The 13,001-nt window shown below is 40.4% G+C and carries 14 protein-coding genes and 1 riboswitch; of the genes, 13 read left to right on the top strand and 1 reads right to left on the bottom strand.

Annotation, left to right across the window (positions count from 1 at the left end; translation table 11 throughout):
* The first annotated feature begins 78 nt into the window (after window positions 1–78).
* The 4 genes from R6U77_RS18090 (at window position 79) to R6U77_RS18075 (ending at window position 3,492) form a co-directional block, all read left to right on the top strand.
* Window positions 79–606, top strand: coding sequence for an RNA polymerase sigma factor SigX (locus R6U77_RS18090; RefSeq protein WP_293921146.1), 528 nt, complete (start codon window positions 79–81; stop codon window positions 604–606).
* Window positions 606–1,766, top strand: coding sequence for a hypothetical protein (locus tag R6U77_RS18085; RefSeq protein WP_319836702.1), 1,161 nt, complete (start codon window positions 606–608; stop codon window positions 1,764–1,766). The genes R6U77_RS18090 and R6U77_RS18085 overlap by 1 nt, the downstream gene beginning before the upstream one ends.
* A gap of 207 nt (window positions 1,767–1,973) precedes the next feature.
* Window positions 1,974–2,150, top strand: a riboswitch (FMN riboswitch).
* Between the two features lie 252 nt (window positions 2,151–2,402).
* The gene (locus R6U77_RS18080) at window positions 2,403–2,987 is read left to right on the top strand and encodes an ECF transporter S component (protein WP_293929696.1); all 585 of its coding nucleotides are present in this window, start codon (window positions 2,403–2,405) and stop codon (window positions 2,985–2,987) included.
* A 55-nt stretch (window positions 2,988–3,042) separates the two neighbouring features.
* Window positions 3,043–3,492 (top strand): GNAT family N-acetyltransferase, encoded by a 450-nt coding sequence (locus tag R6U77_RS18075; protein ID WP_319836701.1) that lies wholly within the window; start codon window positions 3,043–3,045, stop codon window positions 3,490–3,492.
* A 13-nt stretch (window positions 3,493–3,505) separates the two neighbouring features.
* Here the strand turns inward: R6U77_RS18075 and R6U77_RS18070 are convergent, their stop codons facing one another.
* The gene (locus R6U77_RS18070; protein ID WP_319836700.1) at window positions 3,506–5,182 is read right to left on the bottom strand and encodes an ABC transporter substrate-binding protein; all 1,677 of its coding nucleotides are present in this window, start codon (window positions 5,180–5,182) and stop codon (window positions 3,506–3,508) included.
* A gap of 90 nt (window positions 5,183–5,272) precedes the next feature.
* Between R6U77_RS18070 and R6U77_RS18065 the strand changes: the two genes are divergently transcribed.
* The 9 genes from R6U77_RS18065 to R6U77_RS18025 all read left to right on the top strand — a co-directional run bounded on the left by R6U77_RS18065 (window position 5,273) and on the right by R6U77_RS18025 (window position 12,856).
* A complete protein-coding gene (locus R6U77_RS18065) occupies window positions 5,273–6,463 on the top strand; it encodes an MFS transporter (protein WP_319836699.1) in 1,191 nt (396 codons plus the stop codon).
* 77 nt (window positions 6,464–6,540) lie between these two features.
* Entirely contained in the window at window positions 6,541–7,794 is a 1,254-nt protein-coding gene (locus tag R6U77_RS18060) for a Y-family DNA polymerase (protein WP_319836698.1), read from the top strand.
* Between the two features lie 74 nt (window positions 7,795–7,868).
* Window positions 7,869–8,201: a YolD-like family protein gene (locus R6U77_RS18055; protein ID WP_319836697.1), complete on the top strand. Its 333-nt coding sequence runs from the start codon at window positions 7,869–7,871 to the stop codon at window positions 8,199–8,201.
* Window positions 8,188–8,544: a YhjD family protein gene (locus R6U77_RS18050; RefSeq protein ID WP_319836696.1), complete on the top strand. Its 357-nt coding sequence runs from the start codon at window positions 8,188–8,190 to the stop codon at window positions 8,542–8,544. The genes R6U77_RS18055 and R6U77_RS18050 overlap by 14 nt, the downstream gene beginning before the upstream one ends.
* Before the next feature lie 56 nt (window positions 8,545–8,600).
* Entirely contained in the window at window positions 8,601–9,800 is a 1,200-nt protein-coding gene (locus tag R6U77_RS18045; protein WP_319836695.1) for a Bcr/CflA family efflux MFS transporter, read from the top strand.
* Window positions 9,801–9,895: 95 nt separating this feature from the next.
* Window positions 9,896–11,017, top strand: coding sequence for a helix-turn-helix domain-containing protein (locus R6U77_RS18040; RefSeq protein ID WP_319836694.1), 1,122 nt, complete (start codon window positions 9,896–9,898; stop codon window positions 11,015–11,017).
* Window positions 11,014–11,214, top strand: a complete 201-nt coding sequence (locus tag R6U77_RS18035) for a PLD nuclease N-terminal domain-containing protein (protein WP_293929685.1) — start codon at window positions 11,014–11,016, stop codon at window positions 11,212–11,214. The genes R6U77_RS18040 and R6U77_RS18035 overlap by 4 nt, the downstream gene beginning before the upstream one ends.
* Window positions 11,211–12,086 carry an ABC transporter ATP-binding protein gene (locus R6U77_RS18030; RefSeq protein ID WP_319836693.1) on the top strand — a complete coding sequence of 292 codons (876 nt, stop codon included), beginning with the start codon at window positions 11,211–11,213 and terminating at the stop codon, window positions 12,084–12,086. The genes R6U77_RS18035 and R6U77_RS18030 overlap by 4 nt, the downstream gene beginning before the upstream one ends.
* Window positions 12,083–12,856, top strand: a complete 774-nt coding sequence (locus tag R6U77_RS18025) for an ABC transporter permease (protein WP_319836692.1) — start codon at window positions 12,083–12,085, stop codon at window positions 12,854–12,856. The genes R6U77_RS18030 and R6U77_RS18025 overlap by 4 nt, the downstream gene beginning before the upstream one ends.
* Window positions 12,857–13,001 lie beyond the last annotated feature (145 nt).

Raw genomic sequence — 13,001 nt, 5'->3', positions numbered from 1 at the left:
TGAAATATTTACCAACGAATAAAATGAAACTTTTTTACTGCATGTACGACTAATTTTATGAGGATGGAGGTGGAATGGATGAAAGAATCCATTTTCCATCGATTGTATGATGAATATCACCAAGATGTATTCCAATTCTTAATTTATTTAGTGAAAAACAGATCTGTAGCGGAGGATCTTTCACAGGAAGTGTATATTCGAGTGCTAAGAGCTTACGACAAATTCGAAGGAAAAAGTTCTGAAAAAACATGGCTTTTTTCCATTGCGAAAAACGTCGCCATTGATTACTTTCGTAAAAACAATGTGCGTGAAAGGCATACGTTTGATGCATTTGAATGGGAGAGTGAGCAGCTCGTTTCACCTGTTCAAACACCAGAGCAGTTTGTAGAAATGAATGAAGATATGCGCCAGCTATTAGAGGCGCTTGAATTTTGTACAGGTGATCAAAAGATGGTCATCGTGATGCGCTATTTTCAAGATTTATCGATTGGTGAGACAGCTGACATTTTAAATTGGACAGAGAGCAAAGTGAAGACGACGCAGCATCGTGCAATTAAAGCATTGCGGGGTATTTTAGAGCAGCATGGAAAGGAGGTAAATTCGTAATGAATACGAAATGGGATGAAGAAAATATCGAGAAGCTTTTAAAGCAGGCACCAAAAATCCAAGACCACCGTTCCAAAGAAGAGGTTTTTGCAAAACTCCAACAAGCAGGTGCTTTTGAAGAGCAAGCGCCAACGATGTCAAGCAAGCGTCGTTCATATAAATGGATTTCTAGCATTGCTGTAGCAGCTATTGTAACATGTGGAGTTGGCATCTCAATGCTTGTGATGTCACCAGAGGAAAAGCAAGAAAAGGCAAACGATGTGGCAATGCAAAACGATAATAAGCAGGAAAGCTATAATGATGAAACTGCGGAGACGGAAGCAGATGCAACTACATTTGCAGCAGATAGTGCGACGACTACTCGTATGACCATACCAGATGAAACGTCACCTGTTTATGAAGATGCTGTAGGGGAAGGAGAGGTATTTACTGTCAGCTTAGCAGGAGCTGATGAGGTAAATGTCCCATCAGCCATCGTTATTCCGAAAGAAAAGCTTGTCGAGGATTTGGGCAAAGAAAAGCCTACACAAGTAGAGATGTATAAATACTATGCGCCAAAGCTTGATGAAGAAGGCTATGGCTTTGAAGAACAGCATCCAATAGAAGGTGAAATCATAGAAAATGAGCAAGAGCTTGTTGTGGCATTAGATAAGCCGACAAAGAAAAATATCGAGGCATTAAAGGAAACCTTCCCACAATACGAGGACATTATTTTAGATCAAAATGAAAGTACAAAAATAGAGCTATCAGCATTAACAGCTACGCAAAACTACAGCTATTATTTATTTACACAGCAAGATAAAAAATATTTTGTGCCACAACGGGAAGTAGCATATACGCATGTAGAAGAGGCCATTTTAGGCATGACAGGTCATGCAACGGAACAATATGCATCGGCTATTGTAGAAGGTGTTACATTTTCAGTGACTACCGCTGACCATGTTCATGTGAAATTTGACCAACCGCTTGATTTAGAGACAGTGGATTATACGCAGGCGAAGCAAATGCTAGAAGGCATTATGCTAACAGCTGCTGCGTTTAATCAGCAAGTTATTTTTGAAAATATTGTACAAACGACATGGGATCGCTTTGATTTCACACAGCCACAGCCGATACCTGTGGCGCCAAATGAATTACCACTTGATATCATACAGCCTTAGTGATAAGGCTGTATTTTTATATTTCGCAAATAAATTGGGAAAAAGCGCAGATAGTTGAGGAATTTCGCAGATAAGCTATGAAAAAGCGCAGATATCTTAGGGATTTTCGCAGATAAATCACAAAGAAAGCATAGATAACCAAGCAAAAAGGTTTACTTTTAAAAACTTTCTTTTATAATAGAAAGTGTAGTAACAAATTTTATATTGATTCATCTTCGGGGCAGGGTGTAATTCCCGACCGGCGGTAATTGAAATCGCAATCTCCGACCATTTACTTGGAGGACATTGCTTCAGCATTTCATGAGCCCGCGAGCCCGCTTTTGCGGTGCAGGATTTGGTGTGATTCCAAAGCCGACAGTATAGTCTGGATGGGAGAAGGTGAAGGCGCAGTCGTCATTTTTCGAAAATGTCGTATTTTGCTATACACAAGTCTACTTACTTAATAGGCTTATTTAAGTATCGCAATTTTCGACAAAGTAGCTTTGACATGATGCTTTTTAAGCATTGTCAAAATACGACTTCTTTTAAGCGTGCCTATTTCTCCCTTATACAATCATTGTATAAGGGTTTTTTCGTGAATGGCTGGACTGTCCTTTCTTCTTGCAAGAGTGAATCAGCAAAGAGGAGAGATTTTTTATGCGCAAGCAAAATTTGAAGTTACGTTCAACCGTAACAATCGCTATGTTGAGCAGCATCGCCTTTCTATTAATGATGCTCGATTTTCCATTACCATGGTTCCCAGTGTTCCTAAAAATTGATTTTAGTGATGTGCCAGCATTGATTGCGGCAATTACGATGGGACCAGTCGCTGGTATCATTGTAGAGTTGATTAAAAATATTCTAGACTGGCTATTTAAAGGCGCGCCAACGGGTGTACCAGTAGGACATATGGCAAACTTTGTAACAGGCATTCTATTTATTTTACCAACGTATTATTTTTATAAAAAATTCAAAACGATTCCTGGTTTAGCAGTAGGCTTAGCGGTAGGCACATTCGTTATGTCGATTGGCATGAGCATACTCAACTATTTCGTATTCCTACCAATGTATACGTATTTCCTAGGCTGGGGCTCATTCGATATGTATGAAACAATCGTTCTCGGTATTTTACCGTTCAATATTATTAAAGGTATCATTATTCTAACTGTTGCGATATTGTTATTCCGCACAATGAAAACATGGATTGACAAGCAGCAGTCAACCTATTTATCATTAAAATAAGCATTGAGCCGAGCTAATCAAATAGCTCGGCTTTTTTATAAGGAGAGAAACAAAAATGATTCGAATGCTAACAGCAAGTGAGCAATTACCAATGGATTTACTATTATTAGCAGATCCTTCTGAGGAAATTGTAACGGAGTATGTGCAGCGGGGGTTCTGCTATGTAGATGAGCGTGATGGAGAAATCGTCGGTGTATATGTGTTATTACCAACAAGACCACATACGATGGAGCTAGTGAATGTAGCAATAGATGAAAGGTGGCAGGGGCAAGGCATTGGCAAACAGCTTGTGCTTCATGCGATTGAACGTGCCAAAGCCATGCATTTTAAAACGATTCAGCTCGGCACAGGCAATTCAAGCGTTGACCAGCTAGCCCTTTATCAAAAATGTGGCTTCCGTATTGTCGGTGTCGATCGGGATTTCTTTCTTCAGCATTATGATGAGCCGATTTTTGAAAATGGTATTCAATGTATAGATATGATTCGGTTAGAGCTGTTGCTCTAAAGATCAATCTGCTTTAAGTATTTGTCGCTACAGACGAAATGACTGGAGGGGAAATTTTGCGATAATCTATTTTGCCATGCTGATCAAAATGGATATTATGAAACGGCAAATCCTCGCGCATATAAAAAACATGCTGACGATGTGTTAAAAATTTCAAAACACCAGCCTCAATTAAGCGCGCCTCTATTTCATAGAGCAATTGAATATCTTCATGCATCGCAGCTTGCTGTAGTAGCTTTTGTACATCCTGACTTCCTAGAAAAGAGCATACGGGGGAGCGTTCACTATTTAAGGCATGCAGCCAGCCTAGTAACGGATCTTCCCCAAGTGCAATGCCACCAACAAAAATATCATAATGCTGTACGCAATAATGAGCAGAGGCATTGACAGGCATCCATAATAGCTCATGTGAAATAGCATGCGCTGTTAAAAAGTCGCTTAAAATTTGTGCTTCCCGCATGTGATTCGCCTTAGGGCGGATTTGTTGGACACCGATCCGCAAATGGGGGAAGTCTAGCGATGGTAGTGGGCGAGCCTTTGGCTGAGCTCTACGATATGCTGGCAAAAAGCTCGTTGCAACAATTTCCCCCTCTTCGAATAAGCAGTAGTGATCCGCATCTATTGCTTCAAATAATGCGCGACGATACGTCTCATCCTGCAATGGTCCGCGTGTTGCATTGAATAAAATAAAATCCGCACCTTGCTCCTGAAAAGTCAATTTTTGTTGCGCAATATGTGTAGCAAAAGGCAGTGCACTAATGCCAAATTGTTGAATATTGGCTGTGAAAATAATATCGACATCATCCACCCAAGGGCGCGCCTGAAAATATTTTGGGAAAACAGATAGGCGCATATGTTGCTCATTATGCTCTGCAATGTAAAATGCCCCACAGCCTACAGGTATTCCTTCAGCTCCCTCCTCAATCCACTTGGCAGGTACAATTGAATAGCGAGCATTACATAGCATACGTGGCAGTAGCGCTTTAGGCTTTGTTAGCTCTATTGTAAAATGGTAAGGACTTGCTGCACTCAAATTTGCTTCAGGCAATAGCTTTTTAGTGCAAATCCGCTGTAAAGATGCAAGGACATCGTTACTTGTAAGCTTTGTACCATCATGAAAATAAATATCTTTTCGCAAGATAAATGTCCATGTTTTTGCATCATCGGTATGGTAGTCATAAACAAGATTTGGCTTTGCACGCGCTGTTTCTGCACAATAAACGAATAAGGACTCATGAATTTGGTTGTACAAATGCATATCATGGCGCGAATTGCCATTTAACGGATCATAATTGAGTGCGACATTCCAATAGGGATAGCGAAAAACATCACGTGCTTCTTCATTGGAAAAGCCATAACGCTGCTGTAACCAATTTTCTACTTGAGGATGTGATAGCACGTTGTATTGCTGTAACAATGTGTAGGCTTCTTTAAATTGCTGGTGCTGCCAATAATCATCGAATGCTAAATAAATAGCGTCTAGCTTTGTTAATCGTAAACATAGCCTAGGCTTTTTTCCACGTCCTTGTTCAGTCCGCCATGTCAGCCAACTACGCTCTTCGCATTTTTTTACAAGTACCTTTGCATAGCGTGTCGAGCAGCACCAAATTTGTGCAAGCTCTGCAATGGATGTTATGTGACTTTCCTCTACTTCAAAATGCTCATATAGTTTTAATAAATATCGAAACATAGCGCCTCCTAAAAGGTGAACAATAAAAAGAATATGCTCACTTTTTGTTCTTCTATTATCATTTTACACTAAAGAACAGGAGGTGTTTCGATGAATTTATATCGGAATCGCAATTTTTTAATATTATACATAGGAACAATTGCATCAACGGTTAGCTACCAGCTTTATCATTTTATTTTGCCACTATTTATTTATGATTTAACGAAGTCGGCCTTAGCGATGAGCACAATGCGGATAATGGATTTTTTACCAAATGTTTTATTAGGAATGCTAGCAGGGGTGCTTGTTGATCGAATAAACCGTAATAAAATGCTGAAATATGCAGGTTTTGTAAAAGTGATGCTTGCCACAATGTTAACAGTTGTTATTTTGCTAGATGCCGTTCAGCTTTGGCATATGTATGTGCTGGGCTTTTTCATAGCAACGGTGAGCTATACGTTTGGCAATGCGCAGCATGCTATTGTACCACAGCTCTTTGACAAAGCTCTTATGACGGAAATTCAAGAAAAGCTTTCATTTGTCAGTACGCTACTGTCTATTTTAGGTCCATCACTTGTAGGAATGCTGCTGATTTTTATTGCCTATGATTATTTATTTATCGTTTATGCCGGGGCATTGATAATTATTTGGCTTAGCGTGTTCTTTTTAGACGAAACAGTCACACCTGAGCGATTGAATAAGCAATCTATTTGGGCAGATATGAAGGAAGGTTTTATCGAGCTATTTGGCAATAAAACATTGTTTTATCCAACTATGTCTATTTTATTTGCGAATTTAGCAACAAGCTTTATTCTCGGAGTGCTCGCTTTTTATGTTGTCGATGTATTAGGACAAACGAAAGAGCAGCTAGGCTTTATGTATTCGATTGCGGCGATAGGGGGGCTTATTGGGGCAAAGCTGCTACAACCGCTACGCAAAAAATGGACACGTGGCAAAATATTTACGGTGATTTATTTAATGGATAGTGTTGCATTGCTGTTCTTCTTTTTCGCGACAACATGGTGGCAGCTCAGCATATTGCTGGCAGCTCGCACATGTACAAGCGTTATGATCAACATTATTTATTTCGCGATTCGTCAAGAGTCGACTCCGAATCATTTATTGGGGCGTGTGGCGGGTACATCTTCAATGTTGATGAAGCTCGCATTGCCAGCAGGTTTGTTTATTGGCGGATTATGGGCGGAAATGCTACCAATTCCTTATATTTTCCTTTTATCGGCATGTATTGTGTTGGTCATTTTTATAGTGTTGACAAAACAGCGCTTTACCTTAGTGGAATAACATCCTACATTTACCACTTGCAAAATCAAACGAATGTTCTTAAAATAAGAACAAACGTTCCTTTGGAGGCGAGTGAAATGTATGAGCATTATCCGAATCGACCAATTGTTTGTATTGATATGAAGTGTTTTTATGCTAGCTGTATCGCGATGTTAGAAGGGCTTGATGTGATGCAGGAGCCGATTGCGATTGTTGGCAATTTGACACAAAAAGGTAGCATTGTATTGGCGGCATCTCCTCCAATGAAGGAGCGCTTTCATATTCAAACTGGTAGCAGGCGTTATGACATACCGAATCATCCAAGTATTAAGCTGTTTGAACCAAAAATGCAGTTCTTTTTAGAAATGTCTGTAGCGATTACGAGGCTATTGTTGCAATTTGTTCCGCGTGAGGCGATTTATGTGTATAGCGTGGACGAAAGCTTTATTGACTTAACGGGAACAGAGCGTTTATGGGGAGAGCCAGAAGAGACTGCAAAAGCGATTCGTCGAGCTATTTATGATCAGTTTCGTATCCCTTCTGCTATTGGGATAGGACCGAATATGTTAATGGCAAAGCTAGCGCTTGATATTGAGGCGAAGACAACAGGCTTTGCCAAATGGACTTATCAAGATGTGCCGCAGAAGCTATGGCCCGTTGCACCTCTTTCGAAAATGTGGGGCATTGGACGACGTATGGAGTATGCTTTAAATCAAAAAGGAATTTTTAGTGTGGGTGATTTAGCACATACCGATTTAGCGATGTTAGAAAGGGAATTTGGTGTTATTGGCAATCAACTGTATTATCATGCATGGGGCATAGATTTATCCACATTTGAAGCACCAAATACAAAGGAGCCGATGAGCTTTGGGAAAGGGCAAATGCTCATGCAAGATTATCATACACAAGAGGAAATTTTAATTGTTTTACTTGAAATGTGTGAGGATGTAGCAAGAAGAGCACGAATGGCTGGATATGTTGTGCAAACAGTAGCACTAGGTGTTTCATATAGTCGGGCGGCAATGGAAAAGAATTTTTATCGTATGAAAACGATAGAGGAGCCAACGAATGAAACGATGAAACTGTATGAAGCATGCAAGGAGCTGTTCACCATTCATTTTGCACAACAGCCTGTGCGCCAGCTTTCGGTCCGCTTATCGAATATACGCCCACATAGGGGGATTCAGCTTGATTTATTTGATGAGCAAAAGGAGCAACGACAAAAACTGGGTTATACGATGGATGCCATTCGAGAGCGCTTCGGAGCAGCCTCTTTATTGCGTGCTGTTTCCTTTACAGAGAGTGGCACAGCACGGCAGCGAGAACAACTTGTCGGCGGGCATTTAGCTTGAATCCGCAGAAATTAGAGGTCTGCATATACAATTCAAAATCCTGACGCATAATTGACAGTAAAGGAGTGGGTGAAATGTTGCGTGATCGAGGCAATATTAAATGGTCTGCGATGATGCTGAGTGAACATATGGAAATGCTGCGTAATTTAGAAAAGGAGGATGTGCAGCCTATCGTACGTACGGAATGGGAGCTGGAGCATTTACAGCAAACTGTGCAATATGCCATGCAAACAAAAGCAACAATTCGACTTATTTTATGGCAGGAAAATGAAGTAATAGGCATCATTACATCGTATCATCAAGCGCAACATGAACTACTCATTGCAACATCCAATGCAACAAAATGCATAGCCATTTCTTCTATTTATGCAGCACAACTAATGGATGAATACAATGATTCACTATAGTGAACGTCCACTTGTCCATGAATTTCTTCTATTTGAGTTTGCGATTCGCGCATTAGAGCAGGATTTCTCTTTACTGTCTTCGTTTAAAATGCATAAACTTTATGCACATATGCTGGAGCCACTTGTCAAAAGCTTGCGTGAAGAGCACGCAAGATGTAAGAAGCTGCTAGCCAACAAAGGAATTCGCCTAGAGCAATTTATTAAAGTGGATGCTTATTTTTGTGATATTCGCTTTGCAACAATGGGTGAAGATGTTATGATTCGCTATGCTAATCAAGCATTAAAAATGGCGGTAGAGGAGCTTCTATTGAAAAAGCTAAAAAATGAAAGCCTTTTTCCTTAGAAACATTTATAATAAAATTATTCATTTTGAAAATCGAAATAAAAAAGGTGTAGTTTATGGAGAAAAATCCAACAGGAAAAAGGCGAATTTTCCTTGCATTGATTTTAGGTTCACTCGCTATGTTAGGGCCATTCAATGTTGATATGTATTTACCAAGCTTTCCCGAAATAAGTGCTGATTTAGGTGTGAAAGCATCGCTCGTACAGCTTAGTTTAACAACATTTTTATGCGGGCTCGCATTAGGGCAATTTATTATCGGACCAATCAGCGATGGTGTCGGCAGACGGAAACCATTGCTTATCTCTTTAGTGCTATTTTCCATTTCTTCGCTTATTTGCGCATTTGCACCGAATATCACGGTGCTCATTATTGGGCGCTTTATACAAGGAATGACAGCAGCTGGGGGAATTGTGTTATCGCGTGCAGTTGTGAGTGATACTTTTACAGGAAAAGACTTTACGAAGTTTTATGCGTTATTGATGGTCATTAATGCAACTGCGCCAATGATTGCGCCAATGACTGGGGGCGCTGTTTTATTATTGCCATTTGCTACGTGGCATACGATTTTTTATTTTTTAAGTGTGCTCGGCTTAGTGATTTTCTTTATTGTTGCAACGCGATTAAAGGAATCACTACCGCTTGAAAGAAGGCAGCCAATATCGATTCAGCATTCTCTAAAGACAATGGTCAGCCTCGCTGGTGACCGTTCTTACATTGGTTATGCATTGATTGTGGGCATTATTCATGGTGGTAGCTTTGCTTATGTAGCGGGTACGCCATTCGTCTACCAGGGGATTTATGGTGTGTCGCCACAAGTATTTAGTATTTTATTTGGCATTAATGGGCTTGCAATTATTACAGGAAGTTTTTCAGTTGGGCGTTTAAGCGAGAAATTCCATGAGCATAATTTATTGAAAACAGGCGTATTAATGGCGGTTAGTGCGAACATATTGCTGTTGTCGATGGCGCTTATTCAAGGGCCTCTTGCATTGATTGTACTGGCACTATTCATTTATATGACATCAATCGGTATCATTTTGACAAGTGCATCAACATTGGCTTTACGGTCACAAAGGCATCGCGCGGGGAGTGCTAGCGCATTAATCGGCATGCTGCCACTGTTGGTTGGCTCGATGATGGCACCGTTAGTAGGGCTGAATGAAAGCTCTGCTGTGCCGATGGGAGCAATTATGTTAACAACTTCTTCAATTGGTTGTTTGATTTTCTTTACGTTGACGAAAAAAACAGCAGAGTGAAGTAAACTATTGGTTGACTTATTCTACAAAAATAAACGAACTCTCGCTAGGTAATTGAGCGAGGGTTTTTTATAATGGAAGCAGGGGGCGAGAGAATGGAGCATTTTCAATTTGCGACAAAGCTAGCGACAAAACGTAAAGAATTAGGTGTGACACAGGAGCAGGTGGCACAGTATGTAGGTGTGTCGAAGGCAGCCGTATCGAAATGGGAGAAAGGACAGAGCTACCCAGACATTACATTACTGCCGAAGCTCGCAACTTATTTTAATGTGACGATTGATGCCTTACTAGGTTATGAACCACAAATGACAACCGCACATATGCGAAAAATATATGCCGAATTAGCCGAAAAGTTTAACAAGCATCGCTTTGCGGAAGTGCAACAGGAGATGGAGGAACTGCTTGCAGAATATTATGCATGTTTCCCATTTCTGCTACAAATGGCACAGCTTTATTTGAATTATTATAAGCGGGCAGATGAGCCAATCGTGGTTTTACAGCGAGTGGATGAGCTATGTCAGCGTATCGTGGAGCATTGTAGTGATGTAAAGGTTATTTATGAGGCCGAAATGTTACAAGCATATGTTAAATTGGAGCAAGGACAATTTGAGCAAGTGTTAGAAATTTTAGGGGAAGAGGCACGTATGCAATATGGGACAGAAATACTTGTATCTGTTGCACTGTCGATGCGTGGTGAACATGAGAAAGCAAAAGAAGTATTACAGGTTAGTATGTATCAGCATATGCTCGGTATCGTAAACAGTGCGACCAATTCATTACAATACGAAATAGATAATCCGACTTATTTTGATGAAACGATCCATCGAGTAGAGGCGCTGTTGCAATTGTTTTCGATTGGAAAATTAAATATGAATGCAGGGCTCGTCTTTTATTTACAAGCAGCAGCAGGCTATATGCAACAGCAGCAACAGCAAAAGGCACTCGCCATGCTGAAAAAATATTGTGATTTATGCTTACAGCTTAAATTTCCAATCGAATTGCGTGGCGATCAGTACTTTTATTTGCTGGATGATTGGATTACACAAAATATCCATCTCGGTGCACAAGCCCCGCGTGATGAACAGTCCATTAAGCGAGATTTGTTAGCAAGCATAACAAAACAGCCGATTTTTGGGGCAGCTTTACAGGATAAAGAATTACAAAAAATGTTGCACAAAGTAGCGAAACATTTACAGCTAAAGGAGGAAATGAGATGAGTGGATTTGATCAAGTACCTTGGGCATTAGTTGCACCAGTTTTAGTCGTACAGCTTATTTTATGGTGTGCAGCGCTTATTGATTTAAAGCGCATTTATGCAACAAACGGACCGAAATGGTTATGGTTGCTATTGATTTTATGCGGTGGCGTAGTAGGGTCAATTGTTTATTTCATTATCGGGAGAAAACAATCATGACATTATTACAGGTAGAACATTTAACGAAAAGCTTTGTAGGGAAAACGGTTGTAGATGATGTGAGTTTTATACTTGAACCTCTGACTGCTACAGCATTAATTGGACCGAACGGCGCGGGCAAGACAACGACAATGTCCATGATTGTAGGGCTTCTACAGCAAACGGAGGGGACTGTCATGATGTCAGGTGTGCAGGATATAAGGCAAAGTATCGGATTTTTACCACAATATCCGCAATTTTATCCATGGCTATCTGCTTTAGAATATGTAGAAATGGTTGGGAAATTGAGTGGTGTACCAGGCAAAGCGGTGCGAGAAAAAAGCGTGAAAATGTTGGAGTATGTAGGGCTAGGTGATGCAATGCATAAAAAAACAGCGACTTTTTCAGGCGGGATGAAGCAACGTCTCGGTATTGCCCAGGCAATTATTCATGACCCAAAGCTGTTGCTGTTGGATGAACCAGTATCTGCACTTGATCCAATTGGGCGACAGGAAGTCATGAATTTATTAAAGGAATTGCAGCAACAAACAACGATTTTATACTCCACACATATTTTGCATGATGCGGAGAAAATGACAGACCAAGTATTATTTATGAAAAAGGGGCAGTTAGTTGAGCAAGGTTCGTTAGCATCAATTCAGCAAAAATATGCGAATCCAAAGTATTTAATTCAGTTTGTGGATGAGCAGGCAGCCATGAGCTTTGCTGATCGTTATGCAGGAGAGGTAGAAGGACAGTATGTTTATCTAGCTATACAACAATCGATGCAGCAGTTATTGCAACTATTAGTGACAGAGCAACAGGAAATTGTCAAAGTAGAGCGTGTAACCGCAAGCTTAGATGAAATTTTCATGAAGGTGGCATATCAATGAGTGTATTGTTAAAAAAGGAGTTTTTAGAAAGCTGGCGCAGCTTTAAATTTTTATGGATTCCGCTTGTCTTTATTTTTTTGGGTGTCACAGAGCCGTTAACAAATTATTATATGGAGGATATTTTATCCGCAGTTGGCAATATGCCAGAAGGGTTTCAAATGCTGTTTCCAGAGCTAACAGCAGCTGATATTTTAGCGTCTACAACAGGACAGTATCAGCTAATCGGGCTGATTGTGTTGATTAGTGCATTTATTGGCTCGGTGAGTCGTGAGCGTCAAAATGGAACAGCAACATTGCTGTATGTACGACCAATTTCAGCGACGGCTGTTTTTATGAGTAAATGGCTGGTTGCTTCACTTGTTAGTGTTTTTAGTGCGATGCTTGGCTATGCAGCAAGCATGTATTATACAGCAATTTTATTTGGTGGTGTCGCAGTGGGTGACTTTGTGAAAATGCTGCTGACATATTGTGTATGGTTACTTTTAGTAATGGCAGTGACGGTAGCGATGAGTGCTGCTTTTCAGACAGGTATCGCAGCAGCACTTGCGATTGTTCTTTTGCCACTTGGCTTATTAATTGATTCAGCAATTGGAAGCTTTTGGACATGGACACCTTGGAAGCTAGCAAATTACGGTGTTAGCTTCGTAGCAGGAATAGTGGATATGAAAGACTTTTGGATTGCCCTATTGATAGCTAGTGTTGTGATAGTTGCTTTTATTGGCATCGGCATTTTCGCAACAAAGCGCAATTGGCGCTTAACAAAAGTGTAAAGGATTATCGGGAAAGAAGGCTACAGCCTGCTTTTCCCGATAAAACGTGGAATAAACTCCGAAAAACGTGGAATAAACTCCGAAAAACGTGGAATAAACTCCGAAAAACGTGGAATAAACTCCGAAAAATGTGGAATAAACCTCG

It is taken from the genome of Lysinibacillus louembei, from assembly GCF_033880585.1.
Lineage (GTDB): Bacteria > Bacillota > Bacilli > Bacillales_A > Planococcaceae > Metasolibacillus > Metasolibacillus louembei.
This window is presented reverse-complemented; position numbering and strand designations above follow the sequence as displayed.

Bases quoted from the DNA above. Each gene is read 5' to 3' on its own strand.
- R6U77_RS18090 (WP_293921146.1), top strand. From the start codon at position 79: ATGAAAGAATCCATTTTCCATCGATTGTATGATGAATATCACCAAGAT.
- R6U77_RS18085 (WP_319836702.1), top strand. From the start codon at position 606: ATGAATACGAAATGGGATGAAGAAAATATCGAGAAGCTTTTAAAGCAG.
- R6U77_RS18080 (WP_293929696.1), top strand. From the start codon at position 2,403: ATGCGCAAGCAAAATTTGAAGTTACGTTCAACCGTAACAATCGCTATG.
- R6U77_RS18075 (WP_319836701.1), top strand. From the start codon at position 3,043: ATGATTCGAATGCTAACAGCAAGTGAGCAATTACCAATGGATTTACTA.
- R6U77_RS18070 (WP_319836700.1), bottom strand. From the start codon at position 5,182: ATGTTTCGATATTTATTAAAACTATATGAGCATTTTGAAGTAGAGGAA.
- R6U77_RS18065 (WP_319836699.1), top strand. From the start codon at position 5,273: ATGAATTTATATCGGAATCGCAATTTTTTAATATTATACATAGGAACA.
- R6U77_RS18060 (WP_319836698.1), top strand. From the start codon at position 6,541: ATGTATGAGCATTATCCGAATCGACCAATTGTTTGTATTGATATGAAG.
- R6U77_RS18055 (WP_319836697.1), top strand. From the start codon at position 7,869: ATGTTGCGTGATCGAGGCAATATTAAATGGTCTGCGATGATGCTGAGT.
- R6U77_RS18050 (WP_319836696.1), top strand. From the start codon at position 8,188: ATGATTCACTATAGTGAACGTCCACTTGTCCATGAATTTCTTCTATTT.
- R6U77_RS18045 (WP_319836695.1), top strand. From the start codon at position 8,601: ATGGAGAAAAATCCAACAGGAAAAAGGCGAATTTTCCTTGCATTGATT.
- R6U77_RS18040 (WP_319836694.1), top strand. From the start codon at position 9,896: ATGGAGCATTTTCAATTTGCGACAAAGCTAGCGACAAAACGTAAAGAA.
- R6U77_RS18035 (WP_293929685.1), top strand. From the start codon at position 11,014: ATGAGTGGATTTGATCAAGTACCTTGGGCATTAGTTGCACCAGTTTTA.
- R6U77_RS18030 (WP_319836693.1), top strand. From the start codon at position 11,211: ATGACATTATTACAGGTAGAACATTTAACGAAAAGCTTTGTAGGGAAA.
- R6U77_RS18025 (WP_319836692.1), top strand. From the start codon at position 12,083: ATGAGTGTATTGTTAAAAAAGGAGTTTTTAGAAAGCTGGCGCAGCTTT.